The organism is Microbacterium sp. JZ37, from assembly GCF_035188445.1.
GTDB lineage: Bacteria > Actinomycetota > Actinomycetes > Actinomycetales > Microbacteriaceae > Microbacterium > Microbacterium barkeri.
Map to the genome: position 1 here is coordinate 3,200,943 of NZ_CP045253.1, position 19,992 is coordinate 3,220,934.

Genomic DNA, 19,992 nt, shown 5'->3' on the forward strand with positions numbered 1-19,992 from the left:
ACCGCCCCGCGTTACCGCGCCGAAATACGCCGCCCCTAGCGTGGCGGCATGCTCCTGGAGGACTTCGACCGCGCGCCCGCTCCCGACGCCGCGGCGGTCGCGCGGGTGTGGGCGGATGTCCCGAGCTGGGTCGACGCGCTCGTCGCGTCCCGACCGCACGGGTCGCTCGATGCGCTGCTCGCGAGGGCGGCCGAGGAGGCCGCGGCCTGGGGCGAGCGCGAGCTCGACGCGGCGCTCGCGCACCATCCGCGGATCGGCGATCGTCCGACGGGAGACAGCGCGGAGGCGGCCGCCTCCCGGCGCGAGCAGGCGGCCATGGCCGACGCCGACGCCGAGGTCGCCGCGCGGATGGCCGAGGGCAACGCGGCCTACGAGGCGCGCTTCGGCCGGGTGTTCCTCATCCGCGCCGCGGGCCGCTCCCCCGTCGAGATGCTCGGCGAGCTCGACCGCCGGCGCGCGAACGACGACGCCGCCGAGGTCCGCGAGGCGTGCGGGCAGCTCCTCGAGATCGCCCTCGCCCGCATCCGCGCGGCCTTCGCCGCGCCATCCGAGACCGCGCCATCCGCCGCCGCGCCATCCGAGGAGACCCGATGACCGAGCTGACGACCCATGTGCTGGATGCCGCGAGCGGACGCCCCGCGGCCGGCATGGCCGTCGCCGTGCGCACCGCGGGCGCCGTCGTCGCGACGGCCGCGACCGACGCCGACGGGCGCGCGGCGCTGGGAGCGCTCGGCGCGGGCGAGCACACGCTGGTCTTCGACACCGGCGCGTGGTTCGCGGCGCGCGGCGTCGAGGCGTTCTATCCGTCCGTCGCCGTCGCCTTCCGGGTCGACGGCGAGCCGCACGCGCACGTGCCGCTCCTCCTGAGCCCGTTCGCGTACTCCACCTATCGAGGGAGCTGATCCATGAGCGACGTGTCCGTGCACCTGGGACCGCACAAGTACGGCAAGGCCGAGAACCGCCTCGTGCGGATCACGCGGGACACCGCCCGGCACGAGATCGAGGACCTCACGGTCACCTCGCAGCTGCGCGGCGAGGCGTTCGCCGACTCGTTCCTGACCGGCGACAACGCGAAGGTCATCGCCACCGACACGCAGAAGAACACGGTGTTCGCATTCGCGAAGACGCACGGCGTGGGCTCGCCCGAGCGCTTCCTCTCCCTCCTCGCCGAGCACTTCACGACCGAGTTCGACTGGGTCGAGGGAGGGCTGTGGCAGGCCGAGCAGCACGTGTGGGAGCGCATCGTCGTCGACGGCTCCGGCCACGATCACGCGTTCGTGCGCACGGGGCGCGGCACGCGGCTCGCCGCCGTCCAGGTCGCGGATGGCGGCACCCACGTACTGGGCGGCGTGAAGGACCTCGTCGTCCTGAAGTCGACGGGATCGGAGTTCCGGGGGTTCCCGAGGACGCCGTTCACGACCCTCCCCGAGACCGACGACCGCATCATGGCGACGTCGGTCACGGCGCGCTGGCGCTTCCTTCCCGAGGCGGTCGCGGAGGGCGTGGACTACAACGGCGTGTACGAGGAGGTCACGGCCGTGCTCCTCGAGCGGTTCGCCGTCGTGCACTCGCTCGCCCTGCAGCAGACCCTCTTCGCGATGGGGCGCGCGGCGATCGAGGCGCGGCCCGAGCTCGCGGAGATCCGCTTCGCGATGCCGAACCGGCACCACTTCCTCTACGACCTCGCGCGCTTCGACCTCGAGAACGAGGGCGAGGTGTTCATCGCCGACGACCGCCCCTACGGGCTCATCGAGGGGACGGTCGTGCGCGACGGCGTCGACGACGCGCCCGCGGCCTGGGCCGACGTCCCGACGTTCATCTGACGTCACGCCGCTCCTCGGTCTGCCCCTCGGTCTGCCCCTCCCTCCAGTCCGTCGTCCCCTCTTCTCCCCCGCCTCTCCCGCCCAGGTCGCACTCCGCGTCCCCAAACGCCGTCTTACGGACGCGAAGTGCGACCCGGACAAGACCCTCCTCGCCCAGGTCGCACTCCGCGTCCCCAAAAGCCCCCTTACGGACGCGAAGTGCGACCTGGACAAGACCCTCCCCGCCCTGCCCGCCCCGCCCGCCGAGGGCGGCCGTTCAGCGGCCGGGGTCGCCTTCGGGCGCGACGACGTGCGCGTCGACCGGGTTGCCGTCCTTGTCGACGGCCGGCAGCTCCTGACCGCTCTCGTCGCGGAACCGCACAGGGGTGAGACCGGCCCCCACCGCCTCGGAGGAGACGAGGGCGATCGCGGCGGTCGAGCGCACGCCGTCATACGACCCCACGACCGGGTCGGCGCCGTACCTCTCCTTCGCCGAGCGCGAGTTCAGCAGGAGGTTGAGCAGGATGGCCGCGATCGCGCCCGCGGAGATACCCGAGTCGAAGATGAGCGTGAACGCGTCGGGGAAGCGCGCGTAGATCTCCGGCGCGACCGTCGGCAGCAGGGCGATGCCGACCGAGACCGCGACGACGAGCACGTTGCGGTTGTCGAAGCGGACCTTCGCGAGCGTCCGGATGCCGCTGGCCGCGACCATCCCGAACAGCGCGATCCCCGCGCCGCCGAGCACGGCCCGCGGGACGCCCTCGACGATCGCCGAGACCGGCGGCAGCAGGCCGAGGACGACGAGGATGCCGCCCGCCATCGTCGCGACCCAGCGCGAGCGCACGCCCGTGAGCGAGACGAGCCCCACGTTCTGGGCGAACGCCGTGTAGGGGAAGGTGTTGAAGACACCGCCGATGACGGTGCCGAGCCCATCGGCGCGCAGCCCGTCGGCGAGCTGACGACGGCCCACAGGGCGCTCCACGATCTCGCCGACGGCGATCATGTCGCCCGTCGTCTCGGTCATGATGACGAGGCCCACGACGAGCATCGAGACGATCGAGGCGATCTCGAAGGTCGGCAGTCCGAAGTGGAACGGCGTGACGATGCCGAACCACGCCGTGTCGGCCACGCCCGACCAGTCGACCATCCCGGGGACGGCGAGTGCGGCGAGGGTGCCGACGACGAGCCCCAGGAGCACGGAGATGCGGGCGAGCGCCCGCGGAGCGAACCGCTCGACGAGGACGATGAAGAGCAGGGTCCCAGCCGCGAAGGCGAGGTTGAGCGGGTCGGCAGCGCCGTCCTCCGCGCCGTCGATCACCCACCCGGCCGCGACGTCCATGAGGGACAGGCCGATGATGAGGATGACGGTGCCGGTGACGAGCGGCGGGAAGAAGCGCAGGAGCTGCGAGAAGAACGGCGCGACGAGGATCATGAAGAGGCCGCAGGCGATGGTCGCGCCGTAGATCGCCGTGATGCCGTGCTGCGTTCCGATCGCGATCATGGGGCCGACCGCGGCGAAGGTGACGCCCTGCATGAGCGGCAGGCGCACGCCGAACCGCCAGAACCCGATCGACTGCACGATCGTCGCGATGCCCGCGACGAAGAGGTCGGCGCTGATCAGGTACGCGAGGTCGGCGCCGCCGAGCCCGATCGCGCCGCCGACGATGAGCGGGACGGCGACGGCGCCCGCGTACATCGCGAGCACGTGCTGGAGGCCGAGAGGGAACAGCCGCGCGAGCGGCGGGATCGAGTCGACGGTGTTCGCGTCGCGGGAGGAGGTCGTCATGCCGCGACGCTAATGACGCGGTGTTGCCCGGGCGTTTCGTGAAGGAGTCACTTCATGACGAGCGCCTCAGGGGCCGCGTCAGGCGGACTCGTGCGCCGTGAAGAGCGTGTGCACGTCGCCCGCGACGGCCCGGCCGCCCAGATCGACGAGCTCGAGCACGACGGCCGACCCGGCCACCTCGGCGCCGAGGTCCCGGATGAGCTGCTGGGCGGCCGCGAGCGTCCCGCCGGTCGCGAGCACATCGTCGAGGAGCAGGACGCGCTCCCCCGGCCTGAGGACGCCCGGAGCCTCGATCGCCGCCGACCCGTACTCGAGGTCGTACGACACGGCGGCCGCCGGCTTGGGCAGCTTCCCGGCCTTGCGGATCGGCAGCACACCGACTCCGGCGATGGCCGCGACATACCCCGCGAGCAGGAACCCGCGCGCCTCGATGCCGCCGACGATGTCGAACCGGCCCTCGAACGGCTCGACGAGCGCGGCGCACGCGACGCGGAGAGCCTCGGGGTCGGCCAGCAGCGGCGAGATGTCACGGAACAGGATGCCCGGCTCCGGGTAGTCCGGAGTGAGGTCGATGAGCGATTCGGCACGGGCGAGGGCGTCGTTCACCTGCCCAGGCTACCGGCGCCGCCTGGACGGCCGCGGGGGCGGTGCTCCCGGTTCGGGGCGGGCATGAGGCAGACTGGGCGCGTGACGACGACCCTCCTCTCCGCTTCGACCGCGCTGGCGAGCACCGGCAACGACCTCGTGCCCTGGATCGTGGGCGGCGCCGTGGTGCTCGTGCTCGCGGGCGCCGGGCTCCTGGTCCTCCGCCGCCGGCAGTGACGAGCGGGGCCGCCTAGACCCGAGCCCCTGCGCGCGCATCCACCGGGCGCATCCTGGAGACGACGCCCGGCAGTCCGCCGCGCTCGGTCGCGATGACGAGCGCGACGATGCTCGCCACGGCGAACAGCGCGTCGAGCGGCGACGTCAGCATGCCGAGGAGCTGCCAGCCGCCGATGCCCGCGAGATAGCGCAGCGCGCGGGCCGCCGGCGCGGGCCCGACCCCGCCCTCCCACCGGACGAGGACGGCGTGGTCGCCCACCGTGCCGCCCGTCACGAGGACGACCGCCCCCAGGAGGACGAAGGGCACGGCGGTCGCCGCGGCGTTCGGGGCGGCGGGATCCAGCTGCGCAGCGGGGACGCCGACGACGTAGAGCTGCCACGCGTTCACGGCGATGCCCGCCGCACCGCCGGTCAGCGCGACCGCGAGCGCGTCGCACAGCATGCCGAGCAGGCGCCGCCAGATCGTCACCGGGCGCGGGGCGTCCGCCACAGGCCGTGCATCGCGGCGGGCGAGCAGCGGCCGCACGGCGAGCGACAGGGCGCCGCCGAGCAGGGCTCCCGCGGTGTTGGCGAGCAGGTCGTCGACGTCGAACAGACGGTACCCGCAGGGGTAGATGCCCCAGACGCCCGTGACCTGGGTCATCTCGATCGCGAGCGACAGCCCGAACCCGACGAGCGTCGAGACGAGCACGCCGCGCCGCCAGATGAGGCGCAGGAAGAACCCCAGCGGCACGAACAGGAGCACGTTGAGCGCGACCTGCATGACCGCGGGATTGTGCCGCAGGGCGGAGAGCGAGCCGACCGGGTAGTCGAGGATGTCGTCGACGAACTGGAACGGCCGCAGCTGCGGCGCCGCGCAGCGGATCGCGTCGGGGTCAGGGAGCGGAAGCAGCGTGTACGTCCACAGCGCGAGGCCGTAGACGAGGAAGGCGCCCCACAGCAGCAGCTGCCGGAGGGTGAGCCGGCCCTCCCGCCGATACTGCACGGCGACGAACGGCACGAACAGCAGCACCGCGAACACCGCCCCGAGCAGGACGGCGACGACAGCGGGGAGCACCTGACCGTTCACAGGCATCCACGCTATCCGAGCCCCTACCCTGGACCCATGACGCGCCTGCTCGCCGACGCCGACTCGACCCGCTGGGTGCCCGTGACCGGGCGCGGACTCCGCGGCGGCCGCCACCGGAAGGCGGCCATCCGCATGCTCCTCGGGAGCGCTGGCCTCCCGCAGGGCGCTCCCGGGTCGGGATTCCTCGCGTGGATCGCCAATCGCGCGGCGCGCGCGATGATGCGCCGATCGGATGGCCGCATCCTCGCGTGGGTCTGGAAGGACGACCCCGAGCTCCTCGTCGCGATCGCCCAGGTCCAGGAGCTCACGGCGCAGCTGCGGACCGCCCGCGCCATGATGCCGATCGAGTACGACGACACCGAGGACTTCCGGTCGCCGTTCCTCGGGCAGGGCGAGAAGCTCGTCATCGACATGCCGCAGGGCGAGCGCTCCCTCCTCTCGGCGACCTACACGTGGGACACCGGCACGCAGCTCGTCACGCTGCAGGCGGCATCGCCCGACCGCGAGCGCTTCCGCACGCTGCTGCCGGCGATCGAGGACCTGGCCCGGACCATCCGCCTCTCGGACGACCTCGAGGTCGGGGAGTCGAACATCCTCCGGCTCCCGCCCGCCTGATGCGGCGGACCGGCGGAGCCGCCGCGCTGCTCGCGGCCGCCGCGCTCGTCGCGGGATGCGCGGCGGCCGACGACGGCATCCGCCTTCCCCCTCGGGACGGCGTGCTCGACTACCAGCTCGGCGGCGCGTACGCGCCCGCCCCGGAGGTGACGATCGTCGTGCGCGACCGCACCGAGGCGCCCGCGGACGGGGCCTACGGCGTCTGCTACGTCAACCTCTTCCAGACCCAGCCGGACCCCGCGTCGGGGCCCGACCCCGCCCTCGAGGGGACGACCGCGTGGTGGGACGCCGTTCACCCCGAGCTGCTGCTGCGCGATGCGGACGGCGCTCTCGTGGTCGACGAGGAGTGGAACGAGGCCCTGTTCGACATCCGGACCGCCGCCACGCGCGAGGCGCTGCTCCAGATCCAGTCGGCGTGGCTGCGCGGGTGCGCCGACGACGGCTACGACGCCGTGGAGCCCGACAACCTCGATCAGCACGAGCGCTCGCACGGGCTGCAGACCCTCGACCACGCGCTCGCCTACATGGCGGAGGTCATCCCCCTCGCGCACCGGCTCGGGCTGGCCGTCGCGCAGAAGAACACCGCCGAGCTCGGGACGTCCGGACCCGAGCTCGGCTTCGACTTCGCCGTCGCCGAGGAGTGCGAGCTCCATGACGAGTGCGCCGACTATCGCTACCCGGGCCGCGTGCTCGAGATCGAGTACGACGACACGGGCGCCGTCGAGCGCGACGGCACCACGCGGACCGCGTTCGAATGGGCGTGCGCCCGTCGCTCGGGCGACCATCCGATCACCCTCCGCGACCGCGACGCGACCCCGCGCGGCGACCCCGCGCACGTGTTCGCGCACTGCTGAGGCCCGGTTACCGCCGCCGAGTCATCGCTGTCAAGCCCATGCGCCGCTGCCGCCGTCGCCCCTAGGTTTGCATCAGCGGCGCACATCCGCGCACCGCTTTGAGAAGGGAGCAGTCATGGGCTTCATCGCATTCCTCATCCTCGGCCTCATCGCCGGAGCCATCGCGAAGGCCATCCTGCCGGGCAACCAGGGCGGCGGCTGGATCGCCACCCTCATCCTCGGCGTGGTCGGAGCCTTGCTCGGCGGATGGATCGGAACGGCCCTCTTCGGAGTGGGTGTCGACCAGTTCTGGGATCTCGGCAGCTGGCTGCTCGCGATCGGCGGAGCGATCATCGTCCTCCTCATCTGGGGACTCATCACGGGTCGACGCAAGACGAACTGAGTGTGAGCGTGCACGGCATGTGAGCGTGCCGGGAATCGAGCGGCACAGGTGGCCGGCGCGTCGGGGGATGCGCCGGCCATCGCCGTGTCAGCGGCGCGGCTCGAAGGCGAGCGGCTCCTCGCGGATGCGGGCGCGAGCCGACTCGACCGCGCCTCGGACGACGATGTCGCGACCCAGCGTGCTCGCGACGAGCTCGGGCACGGGCGGGTAGAACTTCTCCGCGAGCACCGTCCGCGCACGCGCGAGGACCGGCTCGACCGCCTCCGCGATCGCGCCGGCGATGACGACCCGCTCGATGTCGAGGAGACTCGCGAGGACGAGCGCGACCCGCGCGATGCGGTCGCCGAGCCGATCGAGGATGGCCGCGGCGAGCGCGTCTCCGTCGGCGGCCGCGCGGAAGACGTCGCGCGCCGTGATCTCGTCGACGGGGAGCTCGGCCAGGGCGCTCCGCTCCCCGTTCGCCACGGCGTCCTGCGCCCACATGCGGGCGAGCGCGCCGACGCCGTCGGGGCTCCCCGCTCCCTCCACGATGTCGAGGAAGCGCATCTCGCCCGCTCCGCCGCGCGCTCCGCGCAGCAGCCGGCCGTCGACGATGACGCCCGCGCCGAGGCGCTCCCCCGAGAGCAGCGTCGCGACGTTCGCCGTGTGGGCCTGACCGTCGTGGCTCTGCTCGGCGACCGCCGCGAGGTTGGCGTCGTTCTCGACGACCACGGACGGGCCGGGGAGCGCGTCCGCGAAGCCCGGGTTCATCGTCTTCCAGTAGTCCCGATCTCCCGCGGGCGAGCGCCCGTCGGCGTCGACGGGCGCCGGAACGCCGGCGACGACGACGAGCAGATCGTCACGCCGGGCCCCCGCCGCCGCGAGGGCCTCGTCGAGCAGGCGCACGGCGAGCGCGCGGCGCTCGTCCGCCGCCTCGGCGCGACTGCGCTCGGCCGCGGTACCGGGGCGGCGGTCGACGGCGGGCGCGTCGGCGCCGACCTCGCCGAGCACCTTCCCGCGGAGGTCGGCGACGATGGCGGTGAAGCGGTGCTCGCCCGCGTCGATGCCGGCGACGACCCCCGCCTCGTCGCGCAGACGGTAGCGCCGTGCCGGACGCCCCTTGCTCGTCAGGCCGGCGGCGCGGCTGTCCTCGAGCTCGACGAGCCATCCGGCCTCGACGAGGTCGTCGCACACGCCGAGCACCGTCGCGCGGGTGAGCGAGGTCTCCGCCATCACCTCGGCCGCCGTGAACTCCGCGACGCGCAGGGCGAAGCGCACCACCGCGCCGGAGTTCATCCGACGCAGCACCTGGGGCGAGTTCGCCGTGCCGTGAGCCATGTTCTCGACCTTACTGGGGGTCTTGACGCCGCCCGACTGGCGGTGAGAGAGTGTCCCCGTTATATTCGCAGTCTAGATTTACTCGCTGAATAAATCGAGACGCAGGAGAGGACGACGATGTCTTTGGGACTGAGAAGAGCGACGAGGGTCGCCGCGGCCGGGATCGGCGTCGCCGTGACCGCGTCGCTGCTCGCCGGCTGCTCCGCCGGCGGACGGGAGACCGTCCACTTCACGTTCAGCAAGCGCGAGGCGATCTCGTTCATGACCGAGGTGGTCGACGAGTTCAACGCGTCGCAGGACGAGTACGAGGTGGTCATGGACACGTCGGGCCCCGACGTCATCGCGGCGAGCTTCGTCCGCGGCAATCCGCCCGACCTCATGCTCGCGAACTACAACCAGGAGGTCGCGCGCTTCGTGCAGCGGTGCGCGCTCACGGACCTGTCCGAGACCGAGGCGGCCGCCGACATCCGCCCCGAGATGCAGCCCCTCCTCGACCAGTACGGCGTCTGCGAGGGCCGCACGACCGCGCTCCCGTACTCGGTGATGGCCGCATCGGTCATCTACAACAAGGAGATCTTCGCGGAGCACGACCTCGAGGTCCCGCAGACGTGGAGCGAGCTCATCGAGGTCTGCGACACCCTGCAGGCCGCGGGCGTCGCGCCGTTCTACGCGACGTTCGCGGATGCCTGGACGGCGAACCAGGGATGGTTCGACTACGCGATCGGCGGATCCCTCGACGTGCTCGACTTCTACGACCAGCTCGCCGCGCAGGGCACCGACGTCGGCCCGGATTCGCCGGTGTCCTTCCAGAAGGACTTCCTCGAGCCGATCGAGAAGATGCAGCTCCTCGCGAGCACCTACACGCAGCCGAACGCGAGCAGCCGCGGCTACGACGCGGGCAACGTCGCCTTCGCGAATGGCGAGGGCGCGATGTACCTGCAGGGACCGTGGGCCTTCAGCGAGATCGCGAAGACGAACCCCGACCTCGAGCTGGGCACCTTCCCGCTCCCGATGACCGAGGACCCGGCCGACCTCAAGGTGCGCGTCAACATGGACCTCGTCACGATGATCCCCGAGGAGGCGGAGAACAAGGAGGGCGCGCTCGCGTTCCTCGAGCACCTCTTCCAGCCCGAGCTCATCCAGGAGTACAACGAGTCGCAGCTCGGCTTCGTGCCGACGACGACCGGCGACGACCCGAGCGACCCCCGCGTCGAGGGGATGATCGGCTACTACAACGAGGGCGCGGTCTACCAGGGCCCGGGCGTCCTGAACCCGCGGGCCATCCCGACCGAGAACTACGCGCAGTCGCTCGTCCTCGGGGCGGACGCCTCCTCGGTCCTGCAGACCATGGACGCCGACTGGGCCCGCCTCGCCTTCCGCCAGCCGGCGGTCTCGACCGAGGAGACGGCAGAATGAGCACCACCACGACGATCGTGACCGGCGGCGACCGCCGCGTGCGCCGCAGCCGCAAGCGGGTCGAGCCGATCTACTACCTCTTCCTGCTGCCGTCGCTGCTGCTGTTCACGCTCGCGATCACGCTTCCCGGCGTCATCGGCATCGTCTTCAGCTTCACCGACTCCATCGGCCTCGGCGACTGGAAGTTCATCGGCTTCACCAACTACATCGCGGCCTTCAGCGACCCGGCCATCCTCTCGAGCTTCCTGTTCACCTTCGGGTTCTCGCTCGTGACGGTCGTCGTCGTGAACGTGATCGCGTTCCTCCTCGCGGTGGGGCTCACGGCGCGCATCCGCTTCAAGATGGGGCTCCGCGCGATCTTCGTCATCCCGATGGTCGTGTCGGGCATCATCATCGCGTACGTCTTCCAGTTCCTCTTCCAGAACTCCCTCCCCGGCGCCGGCGCCGCGCTCGGCATCCCGTTCCTCGAGGAGAGCATCCTCGCGAACCCCGACCTCGCCTGGCTCGGCATCGTCATCGTGACCGCGTGGCAGTCGATCCCCGGCACGCTCCTCATCTACATCGCGGGGCTCCTGTCGATCCCCGGCGAGGTCTACGAGGCCGCCGACATCGACGGTGCGTCCAAGCCGCAGCAGCTGCTGCGGATCACGCTCCCCCTCGTCGCGGGCTACGTCGTCATCAACGTCATCCTCGGCTTCAAGAACTTCCTGAACTCGTACGACATCGTGGTCGGCCTCACGAACGGCGGCCCCGGCACCTCCACCCGCACGATCGCGATGACGATCATCCGCGGCTTCCAGACGGGCGACTACGCCTACCAGATGGCGACAGCGACGCTGTTCTTCATCATCACCGTCATCATCGCCGTCCTGCAGCTGTCGGTGACGCGCGGAAGGAGCGCACTCTGATGTCCACGCACACCGCCCCCACCGGCAGCACGAGAGCCATCGTCACGAGCGCCGCCGGCAAGGCCCCGCGCTTCCGCATGGAGCGCGTGAACTGGTCGGCCACCGTCATCCTGTTCCTGTGCGCGATCACCGTGCTCCTGCCCCTCTACGTCACCGTCTCGATGGCGTTCAAGACGAGCTCGCAGGCGGTCGACGGCAACGCGTTCTCGCTGCCGATGCCGTTCAGCATCCAGGGGTTCATCGACGCCTGGCAGCTCACGAAGTTCCCGGTCGGCTTCGCGATGTCGCTCATCGTGACCGCAGGCACCGTCGTCGCGACGATCATCCTCGCGGCGTTCGCGTCGTACGCGATCGTCCGCAACTGGGACCGCAAGCTGTTCCGCTGGTCGTTCTTCTACCTGCTCGCGGCCATGTTCATCCCGTTCCCCGTCGTCGCCCTCCCGCAGATCCAGCTCACGGGCCGGGTCGGCCTCGACAACCCGCTCGGGGTCATCCTGCTCGCGACGATGTTCCAGCTGAGCTTCAGCGTGCTGCTGTTCACCGCGTTCCTGCGGTCGATCCCGCTCGAGCTCGAGGAGAGCGCGCGCATCGACGGCGCCTCGACGTGGCAGACGTTCTGGAAGCTCATCTTCCCGCTCCTCGCCCCGATGAGCGCCACGGTCGGCATCTTCGCGTTCCTCTACGCGTGGAACGACTTCATGATGCCGTCGCTCATCATCTCCGACGCGAACCTGCAGACGCTGCCGGTACGCCAGAACCTGTTCCAGACGCAGTTCAGCAGCAACTACAACGTCGCGTTCGCGTCGTACCTCATGGCGATGGCGCCCGCGATCATCGCCTACCTGTTCGCGCAGCGCTGGGTCATGGAGGGCGTCACGCAGGGCGCCGTCAAGGGCTGAGCGCCGAACCGTCCACGGGCGGATGAGCGGGCCGCGCCCGCTCATCCGCCCCTTGCTCCCAGGGGGGATCCCACGTCATGTCAGAGCAGATCGCGCCCGCCGGCGCCGACTGGTGGCGCCAGGCCGCCGTCTACCAGATCTACCCGCGGTCGTTCGCCGACGCGAACGGCGACGGGATCGGCGACCTCCGCGGCATCGTCTCGCGCGTGCCGTATCTCCGCGCGCTCGGGGTCGACGCCGTGTGGCTGAGCCCGTTCTATCCGTCGGCGCTCGCCGACGGCGGATACGACGTGGCCGACTACCGCGACGTCGACCCGCGCATCGGCACGCTCGCCGAGTTCGACGAGATGGTCGCCGCGCTGCACGAGGCCGGCATCCGCGTCGTCGTCGACATCGTGCCGAACCACTCGTCCGACCAGCACGCGTGGTTCCGCGAGGCCCTGGCCGCGCCGAAGGGCTCGTCTGCGCGCGACCGCTACATCTTCCGCGACGGTCTCGGCGAGAACGGCGAGCTCCCGCCCGCCGACTGGCCGTCGGTGTTCGGCGGATCCGCATGGGAGCCGGTCGGCGACGGCCAGTGGTACCTCCACACGTTCGCGAGGGAGCAGCCCGACTTCAACTGGGACAACGCGGAGGTGCGCGAGGACTTCCTCACGACGCTGCGCTTCTGGTCGGATCGCGGCGTCGACGGCTTCCGCATCGACGTCGCGCACCTGCTCGTGAAGGAGCTCGCCGATCCGCTGCCCTCGCAGGCGGAGCTCGACGCCCTCGACCGCGATTCCGGGCGCCATCCGCTGCTCGACCGCGACGAGGTGCACGAGGTCTATGCGCAGTGGCGCGCGGTCTTCGACGAGTACGACCCGCCGCGCACGGCGGTCGCCGAGGCGTGGGTCGACTCCCCCGCGCGCCGCGCGCGCTACGCCTCCCCCGCCGGCCTCGGCCAGGCGTTCAACTTCGACCTGCTCACGGCCGACTTCGACGCCGGCGCGTTCCGCCGCATCGTGGCCGACAACCTCGCGCAGTCCGCGGCCACGGGCTCGTCGTCGACCTGGGTCCTCTCGAACCACGACGTGACGCGCCACGCGACGCGCTACGGCCTGCCTCCGCTGAACGGGCGCCGCGTCAAGCAGGGCGTCGAGTGGATGCTCGCGGGCGCGCCAGCCGACGGCGTCGACCTCGCGCTCGGGCTGCGTCGTGCGCGCGCCGCCACGCTCTTCCTGCTCGCCCTCCCCGGCAGCGCTTACCTCTATCAGGGCGAGGAGCTCGGGCTGCACGAGGTCGGCGACATCCCCGCCGAGCAGCGGCAGGATCCCGCGTACCACCGGTCCGTCGGACAGCCGGCCTGGAGCTACGACGGGCTCGGGCGCGACGGATGCCGCGTGCCGCTCCCCTGGGCACGCTCGGGCTCATCGTTCGGGTTCGGCTCCGACGGCGCGCATCTGCCGCAGCCGGCCTGGTTCGGCGACGTCTCCGTCGAGGCGCAGGAGGGCGATCCCGCCTCGACCCTCAGCCTGTACCGCGCGGCCCTGAGACTGCGCCGCGAGCTGCAGTCGGACGAGACGCTCGCATGGCACGATGAGCTCGGACGAGACGATGTGCTCGCCTTCTCCCGCCCCGGCGGGTGGGTGAGCGTGACCAACTTCGGCGACGCTCCCGTCGCCCTTCCCGACGGGGAGGTCGTCCTCGCGAGCGCACCGCTCGACGGCGACCTCCTCCCCGGCGCGGCGACAGCCTGGCTGACCCGCGCATGACCCGCCATCCGCACACCGCACGACCCGCCATCCGCACCGCATTGAGGAGAGACATCCCTTGACCACGCTCACCGCGACATCCGAACCCACCCTCCTCGGCGAGGCCGACTGGTGGCGCCAGGCCGCCGTGTACCAGATCTACCCCCGCTCCTTCGCGGACGCGAACGGCGACGGCATCGGCGACCTGCGCGGCATCATCTCGCGCATCCCGTACCTGCGCGCCCTCGGGATCGATGCGGTGTGGCTCAGCCCGTTCTACCCGTCGGCCCTCGCCGACGGCGGCTACGACGTCGACGACTACCGCGACGTCGACCCGAGGATCGGGACCCTCGAGGAGTTCGACGAGATGGTCCGCGAGCTCCATGCCGCGGGCATCCGCCTCATCGTCGACCTCGTCCCGAACCACTCCTCCGACCGCCACGCGTGGTTCCAGGAGGCGCTGCGCTCGCCCAAGGGGTCGCCCGCGCGCGACCGCTACATCTTCCGCGACGGACGCGGCGAGAACGGCGAGCTGCCGCCCGCCGACTGGGAGAGCATCTTCGGCGGCCCGTCGTGGACGCGCGTCGAGGACGGGCAGTGGTACCTGCACCTCTTCGCGAAGGAGCAGCCCGACCTCAACTGGGACAACGAGGAGGTCCGCGCCGACTTCCGCACGACGCTGCGCTTCTGGGCCGACCGGGGTGTCGACGGGTTCCGCGTCGACGTCGCGCACGGCCTCGCCAAGCACCTCCCCGATGAGCTGCCCTCCAAGGAGGAGATGAAGGCGATCACGGAGCCCGGTCAGCACCCCCTGTGGGACCGCGACGAGGTGCACGACATCTACGCCGACTGGCGGAAGGTCTTCGACGAGTACGACCCGCCGCGCATCGCCGTCGCGGAGGCGTGGGTCGAGACGTCGCGCCGCCCGCGGTACGCGAGCGCCGAGGGGCTCGGCCAGGCGTTCAACTTCGACCTGCTGCAGGCCGACTTCGACGCCGCGCAGTTCCGGACGATCATCGCCGAGAACCTCGCCCTGTCGGCGGCGTCGGGCTCGTCGACGACGTGGGTGTTCTCGAACCACGACGTCGTCCGGCACGCGACCCGCTACGGCCTGCCGACGCCGACCGAGAAGGTCGAGACGTCGGAGATCATGGCCATCCCCAGCAAGGACTGGCTTCTCCGCGGCGCCCCCGAGGAGGAGCTCGACCGCGAGCTCGGCGTGCGCCGTGCGCGCGCGGCGACGCTGCTCGAGTTCGCGCTTCCCGGCTCGGCGTACCTGTATCAGGGTGAGGAGCTCGGTCTGCACGAGGTCGGCGACATCCCCGACGAGGCGCGGCAGGACCCGTCGTTCTTCCGCAACAAGGGCGTCGAGGTGGGCCGCGACGGATGCCGCGTGCCGCTGCCCTGGACGACGAGCGGCTCGTCGTTCGGCTTCGGCCCGAACGGCGCGCACCTGCCCCAGCCGGCCTGGTTCGCCGAGGTCTCGGTCGAGGCGCAGGACGACGACCCCGCGTCGACGCTGAACCTCTACCGCGAGGCGCTCCGCCTGCGGCACGAGCTCCAGGCGGCGGAGGCGCTGACGTGGGATGAGAAGCTCACCACGGGCGACGTGCTGGCGTTCTCGCGCCCGGGCGGCTGGACGAGCGTCACGAACTTCGGCGACACCCCGGTTCCGCTGCCTGAGGGCGAGGTGCTCCTCTCGAGCGGGCCGCTCGAGGGCGACGAGCTCCCCGGCGCGACGACCGTCTGGCTCCAGCGCGGCTGACGCCGCCCCACGTGTCTCACTCGTCGCGGGTTCCGCCTCCGGATACCCGCGACGAGTGAGACACGCTTGCGTGGCCGCGGGTGTGCATGTCTCACGACACGCGGGAATACCCCGCCCATACCCACCGCGGTTGAGACACGCCCACCCGACCGGGCACACCATGTCTCACGACACGCGGGAATACCCCGCCCATACCCACGGCGTTTGGGACACGCCCCACCCCACGGGCACACCATGTCTCACCCGACGCCGGAATACCCGGCCCAAACCCACGGCGGTTGAGACACACCCACGGCGACCGAGCCACGCCCGCCCTCACCGACCCCGCGTCAGCGCTTGCGCCGGAACCACACCGTCGACAGCGGCGGCAGCACGACCTCCGCGTGCGCGGGCCATCCCTTGTGCTCGCCGGCGACCGCCGTGACCGCGCCGAGGTTGCCCACGCCCGACCCGCCGTAGGCCTCGGCGTCGGTGTTGAGGCACTCCTCCCACTCCCCGTCGCCCGGGAAGCCGAGGCGGTAGCCGTGGTGCGGCATGGCCGCGAAGTTCGTCGCCGAGAGGATCTCGTCGTCCCCGCTGCGGCGCACGAACGCGAACACGTTCCCCGCCGCATCGTCGGCCTCGACCCACGCGAACGAGCCGGGGTCGGCGTCGGATCGCCAGATCGCGGGCGACTCGCGGTACCGCGCGTTGATGTCGCGGAGCGCGTCACGCAGGCCTCGGTGCTCGGGGTGGTCGAGCAGCCACCAGTCGAGCTCGCGCGACTCGGCCCACTCCGCCTCCTGGCCGAACTCCGAGCCCATGAAGAGCATCTGCTTGCCGGGGTGGGCCCACATGAACGCGTAGTACGCGCGCAGCGTCGCGAGCTGGCGCCAGCGGTCGCCGGGCATCTTGCGCAGCAGCGAGCCCTTTCCGTGCACGACCTCGTCGTGCGACAGCGGCAGGACGTAGTTCTCGCTCCACGCGTAGACCAGCGAGAAGGTCATCTCGCCGTGGTGGTACGCGCGGTGGATGGGGTCGCGCTGCAGGTACTGCAGCGTGTCGTGCATCCATCCCATGTTCCACTTGAAGCCGAATCCGAGGCCGCCCGCGCTCGTCGGCTGCGTGACGCCGGGCCACGCGGTCGACTCCTCGGCGATCATCGAGATGCCCGGCACGCGCTTGTAGGCGGTCGCGTTCAGCTCCTGCAGGAACTGCACGGCCTCGAGGTTCTCGTGGCCGCCGTGGATGTTCGGGGTCCACTCCCCCGGCTCGCGCGCGTAGTCGAGGTAGAGCATCGATGCCACGCCGTCGACCCGGAGCCCGTCGGCGTGGAACTCCTCGAGCCAGTACAGCGCGTTGCCGTAGAGGAAGTTCCGCACCTCGCGTCGCCCGAAGTCGAAGATGTGCGATCCCCACTCCTTGTGCCATCCGCGCTGGGGGTTCGGGTCCTCGTAGAGCGGTGCGCCGTCGAACTGGACGAGCGCCCAGGGGTCGGTCGCGAAGTGGCCGGGCACCCAGTCGAGGATGACGCCGATGCCCGCCTGGTGCAGGCGGTCGATGAGCAGGCGCAGGCCGTCGGGATCGCCGAACCGGCTGTCGGGCGCGTAGTAGCCCGTCACGTGGTAGCCCCACGATCCGCCGAACGGATGCTGCATGACCGGCATGAGCTCGACGTGCGTGAAACCGAGGTCGGAGAGGTACGGCACGAGCTCGTCGGCCAGCTGCGCGTACGACCGGTCGCGGCGCCAGGAGGCGAGGTGCATCTCGTAGATCGACATCGGCGCGTCGACCTGGCCGCGCGACGCGCGCGCCGCCATCCACTCGTCGTCGCCCCACTCGTACGCCGAGTCGAACACACGCGACGCGGTCTGCGGCGGCACCTCGGCCCATGCGGCCATCGGGTCGGCCTTCTCGCGCCACACGCCGTCGGCGCCGAGGATGACGTACTTGTAGGTCGTGCCGCTGCCGACGTCCGGCACGAACAGCTCCCAGATGCCCGAGCTGCCGAGCTGGCGCATCGGGTGCTCGCGGCCATCCCAGCTGTTGAAGTCGGCCTTGAGGCGCACGGCGCGGGCGCGCGGCGCCCAGACCGCGAACGCCGTGCCCGTGACGTCGGGCGCGACGCCCAGGCCGTCGTAGCGATGCACGTGCGCGCCGAGCACGGTCCACAGCTGCTCGTGCCGCCCCTCGCCGATGAGGTGGAGGTCGACCTCGCCGAGCGTCGGCAGGAACCGGTACGGGTCGTCGCGCTCGATCGGCTCCGACCCCTCGTAGGCGACCTCGAGCCGATACGCCGGGACGTCGGCCACGGGCAGCACCCCGGCCCAGACGCCCTCGTGCTCGTGCGCGAGGTCGACCGCGGCCCATCCGTCGGGGTTCTTGCGCGTCGGCGCGGGCAGGCGATAGCGCACCGTGACCGACTTCGCGAGCGGCTTCAGCACCCGGACCGTGACGCCGCCGTCGTGCGGGTGCGGCCCGAGGACGGCGTGCGGATCGCCGTGCTCGCCGTGGGCGATCTGCGCGAGGATCGCCGGATCGATGGGCAGGACGGATGGCGATGACGCGGTCATGACGCTCCCCTCGGGATGTCGGCGGCGGGGCTCGGCGCCGGCTCGGCGTGCGGGTCGCGCACGGCGAGGATGTGGGCCACCTCGTGGCCGGGGTCGAGCCGCACGTACGCGTCGCGCCCCCACGTCCACTCGCTGCCGGTGATCTCGTCGCGGACGGCGAACGCCTCGGGCAGGCCGGCCGCCGCGAGGTCGAGGTGGACCATCGTCTCGCGCGTCCCGTGCGGATCGAGGTTGATGACGACGATGACCGTGTCGCCCTGGCGATCGGACTTCGAGAAGCAGAGCACGTGGTCATCGTCCGTCCAGTGGATGACGAGGCTGCGCAGCTGCTGGAGGGCGGGGTGCGCCCGACGGATCTCGTTGAGCCGCGTGAGGTAAGGCGCGAGCGTGCGCCCCTCGCGCTCCGCGCCCTCCCAGTCGCGGATGCGGATCTGGTACTTCTCGCTGTCGAGGTACTCCTCGCTGCCGGGCTTGACCGCGACGTGCTCGAAGAGCTCGTAGCCCGCGTACACGCCCCACGAGGGCGAGCCCGTCGCGGCGAGCGCCGCCCGCAGGCGGAACGCCGCGGGGCCGCCGTACTGGAGGAACCCGTGGAGGATGTCGGGGGTGTTCACGAAGAAGTTCGGCCGCATGAGGTGGTCGCTCTCGGTCGCGACCTCGCGCAGGTAGTCCTCGATCTCGCCCTTCGCGGTGCGCCACGTGAAGTACGTGTACGACTGATGGAAGCCGACCGCGCCGAGCGTGTGCATCATCGCGGGGCGCGTGAACGCCTCCGAGAGGAAGAGCACGTCGGGGTCGGTGCGGCGGATCTCGCCGAGGAGCTTCTCCCAGAACTGCACGGTCTTCGTGTGCGGGTTGTCCACGCGGAAGATCCGCACGCCGTGACTCATCCACAGCCGGACAACGCGCAGCACCTCGGCGTAGATGCCGTCGAAGTCGTTGTCGAAGTTGATCGGGTAGATGTCCTGGTACTTCTTGGGCGGGTTCTCCGCGTACGCGATCGACCCGTCGGCCCGCGTCGTGAAGAACTCCGGATGCTCCTTCACCCACGGATGGTCGGGGGCGGCCTGGAGCGCGAGGTCGAGCGCGACCTCGAGGCCGAGCTTGTTCGCCTTCTTCACGAACGCGTCGAAGTCGGCGAAGGTCCCGAGATCGGGGTGGATGGCGTCGTGCCCGCCGTCCTTCGAGCCGATCGCCCACGGCGATCCGACGTCGTCCGGCCCGGGCGTGAGCGTGTTGTTCGGCCCCTTGCGGTTGATCTCGCCGATCGGATGGATGGGCGGCAGATACAGCACGTCGAAGCCCATCGCGGCCACCGCGGGAAGGCGCTTGGCCGCGGTCTTGAACGTTCCGCTGACGACCTTGCCCGTCTTCCTGTCGACCTTCGCGCCCTCGGAGCGGGGGAAGAACTCGTACCAGCTGCCGAACAGCGCGCGCGGACGGTCAGCGTACAGCGGGTAGGGCCCCGCGACCGTCAGCAGGTCGCGAAGCGGATGCGCGCGGAACAGCGCGACGACCTCGTCGCTCGCGAGCTGGGCCATCCGCGCCTCAGCCGGCCGCGACGCATCCGTCGCGGCCTCGAGCGCGCCCTGCAGCACCTCGCGCTCGGCGGCCGACAGCGCCGCCGCGTCGATGCGCTCGAGCAGCAGCCGCCCCTCCAGGAACATGAGGTCGACGTCGACGCCGGCGGCGATCTTCACGCTCGCCGCGTGCTCCCACGTCGCGAGCGGGTCGGACCATCCGTGCACCTCGAACGTCCACGCGCCCTCGACGTCGGGGGTGACCCACGCCTCGTAGCGGTCGGTGCCCTTCGCGATCTCGCGCATGCGCACTGGCGGGCGCCGCGCGCCATCCGGATCGATCAGCACCACCTCGGCGCCGAGACGGTCATGGCCTTCGCGGAAGACCGTCGCGCGCACGGGAAGGGGCTCGCCCCGAGTCGCCTTCGCCGGCAGCTCGCCGCCCTCGATGAGCGGATGGACGTCGATCACGGGAATGCGTCCGACCATGGCACCCAACCTAGCCATCCGGAGCACCCGGCGACTACCCGCGTTCCCGCGCGTGTCGACGGTGTC

At 71.4% G+C, this 19,992-nt stretch carries 18 protein-coding genes; 12 read left to right on the plus strand and 6 right to left on the minus strand.

Annotated elements, in window-relative coordinates; genetic code table 11:
• The first annotated feature begins 48 nt into the window (after window positions 1–48).
• From uraD to pucL, 3 genes are read left to right on the plus strand one after another with little or no spacing between them, the layout of a single operon-like run.
• Window positions 49–594: a 2-oxo-4-hydroxy-4-carboxy-5-ureidoimidazoline decarboxylase gene (gene uraD / locus GC092_RS14795; protein ID WP_324012932.1), complete on the plus strand. Its 546-nt coding sequence runs from the start codon at window positions 49–51 to the stop codon at window positions 592–594.
• Entirely contained in the window at window positions 591–902 is a 312-nt protein-coding gene (gene uraH, locus GC092_RS14800) for a hydroxyisourate hydrolase (RefSeq protein ID WP_324012933.1), read from the plus strand. Before uraD ends, uraH begins: the two co-directional genes overlap by 4 nt.
• Window positions 903–905: 3 nt before the next feature.
• Window positions 906–1,823 carry a factor-independent urate hydroxylase gene (gene pucL, locus GC092_RS14805; RefSeq protein WP_282979269.1) on the plus strand — a complete coding sequence of 306 codons (918 nt, stop codon included), beginning with the start codon at window positions 906–908 and terminating at the stop codon, window positions 1,821–1,823.
• Window positions 1,824–2,079: 256 nt separating this feature from the next.
• Here pucL and GC092_RS14810 read toward each other — a convergent pair whose 3' ends face one another.
• Window positions 2,080–3,588, minus strand: a complete 1,509-nt coding sequence (locus GC092_RS14810) for a nucleobase:cation symporter-2 family protein (protein ID WP_324012936.1) — start codon at window positions 3,586–3,588, stop codon at window positions 2,080–2,082.
• Between the two features lie 78 nt (window positions 3,589–3,666).
• Window positions 3,667–4,194, minus strand: a complete 528-nt coding sequence (locus GC092_RS14815) for an adenine phosphoribosyltransferase (protein WP_324012938.1) — start codon at window positions 4,192–4,194, stop codon at window positions 3,667–3,669.
• Window positions 4,195–4,275: 81 nt separating this feature from the next.
• Between GC092_RS14815 and GC092_RS14820 the strand changes: the two genes are divergently transcribed.
• Window positions 4,276–4,410 (plus strand): LAVTG motif-containing sortase-dependent surface protein, encoded by a 135-nt coding sequence (locus GC092_RS14820; RefSeq protein ID WP_271173421.1) that lies wholly within the window; start codon window positions 4,276–4,278, stop codon window positions 4,408–4,410.
• A 13-nt stretch (window positions 4,411–4,423) separates the two neighbouring features.
• On the opposite strand, the gene GC092_RS14825 is transcribed toward GC092_RS14820, so the two are convergent.
• The gene (locus tag GC092_RS14825) at window positions 4,424–5,485 is read right to left on the minus strand and encodes a VanZ family protein (RefSeq protein ID WP_324012942.1); all 1,062 of its coding nucleotides are present in this window, start codon (window positions 5,483–5,485) and stop codon (window positions 4,424–4,426) included.
• A 30-nt stretch (window positions 5,486–5,515) separates the two neighbouring features.
• Here GC092_RS14825 and GC092_RS14830 point away from each other — a divergent pair, with 30 nt between their 5' ends.
• From GC092_RS14830 to GC092_RS14840, 3 genes are all read left to right on the plus strand, one after another.
• A complete protein-coding gene (locus GC092_RS14830) occupies window positions 5,516–6,094 on the plus strand; it encodes a hypothetical protein (RefSeq protein ID WP_271173419.1) in 579 nt (192 codons plus the stop codon).
• A complete protein-coding gene (locus GC092_RS14835) occupies window positions 6,094–6,948 on the plus strand; it encodes an endo alpha-1,4 polygalactosaminidase (protein WP_324012944.1) in 855 nt (284 codons plus the stop codon). The genes GC092_RS14830 and GC092_RS14835 overlap by 1 nt, the downstream gene beginning before the upstream one ends.
• Window positions 6,949–7,063: 115 nt before the next feature.
• Window positions 7,064–7,330, plus strand: coding sequence for a GlsB/YeaQ/YmgE family stress response membrane protein (locus GC092_RS14840; protein WP_271173417.1), 267 nt, complete (start codon window positions 7,064–7,066; stop codon window positions 7,328–7,330).
• Window positions 7,331–7,417: 87 nt separating this feature from the next.
• On the opposite strand, the gene GC092_RS14845 is transcribed toward GC092_RS14840, so the two are convergent.
• Window positions 7,418–8,647, minus strand: a complete 1,230-nt coding sequence (locus tag GC092_RS14845) for an ROK family protein (RefSeq protein ID WP_324012947.1) — start codon at window positions 8,645–8,647, stop codon at window positions 7,418–7,420.
• 117 nt (window positions 8,648–8,764) lie between these two features.
• On the opposite strand from GC092_RS14845, the gene GC092_RS14850 reads away from it, so the two are divergent.
• The 5 genes from GC092_RS14850 to GC092_RS14870 all read left to right on the plus strand — a co-directional run bounded on the left by GC092_RS14850 (window position 8,765) and on the right by GC092_RS14870 (window position 15,365).
• Window positions 8,765–10,063: an ABC transporter substrate-binding protein gene (locus GC092_RS14850; RefSeq protein ID WP_324012949.1), complete on the plus strand. Its 1,299-nt coding sequence runs from the start codon at window positions 8,765–8,767 to the stop codon at window positions 10,061–10,063.
• Entirely contained in the window at window positions 10,060–10,971 is a 912-nt protein-coding gene (locus GC092_RS14855; protein WP_271173414.1) for a carbohydrate ABC transporter permease, read from the plus strand. Before GC092_RS14850 ends, GC092_RS14855 begins: the two co-directional genes overlap by 4 nt.
• Window positions 10,971–11,870, plus strand: coding sequence for a carbohydrate ABC transporter permease (locus tag GC092_RS14860; RefSeq protein ID WP_416383279.1), 900 nt, complete (start codon window positions 10,971–10,973; stop codon window positions 11,868–11,870). Before GC092_RS14855 ends, GC092_RS14860 begins: the two co-directional genes overlap by 1 nt.
• A gap of 77 nt (window positions 11,871–11,947) precedes the next feature.
• Window positions 11,948–13,621, plus strand: coding sequence for a glycoside hydrolase family 13 protein (locus tag GC092_RS14865; RefSeq protein ID WP_324012953.1), 1,674 nt, complete (start codon window positions 11,948–11,950; stop codon window positions 13,619–13,621).
• 58 nt (window positions 13,622–13,679) lie between these two features.
• On the plus strand, window positions 13,680–15,365 hold the full coding sequence (locus tag GC092_RS14870) for a glycoside hydrolase family 13 protein (RefSeq protein WP_324012955.1): 1,686 nt from the start codon (window positions 13,680–13,682) through the stop codon (window positions 15,363–15,365).
• A gap of 329 nt (window positions 15,366–15,694) precedes the next feature.
• On the opposite strand, the gene glgB is transcribed toward GC092_RS14870, so the two are convergent.
• Together glgB and GC092_RS14880 are read right to left on the minus strand one after the other, a co-directional pair.
• A complete protein-coding gene (gene glgB / locus GC092_RS14875; protein WP_282979261.1) occupies window positions 15,695–17,917 on the minus strand; it encodes a 1,4-alpha-glucan branching protein GlgB in 2,223 nt (740 codons plus the stop codon).
• On the minus strand, window positions 17,914–19,944 hold the full coding sequence (locus tag GC092_RS14880; protein WP_416383280.1) for an alpha-1,4-glucan--maltose-1-phosphate maltosyltransferase: 2,031 nt from the start codon (window positions 19,942–19,944) through the stop codon (window positions 17,914–17,916). The genes glgB and GC092_RS14880 overlap by 4 nt, the downstream gene beginning before the upstream one ends.
• Between the last annotated feature and the right edge of the window lie 48 nt (window positions 19,945–19,992).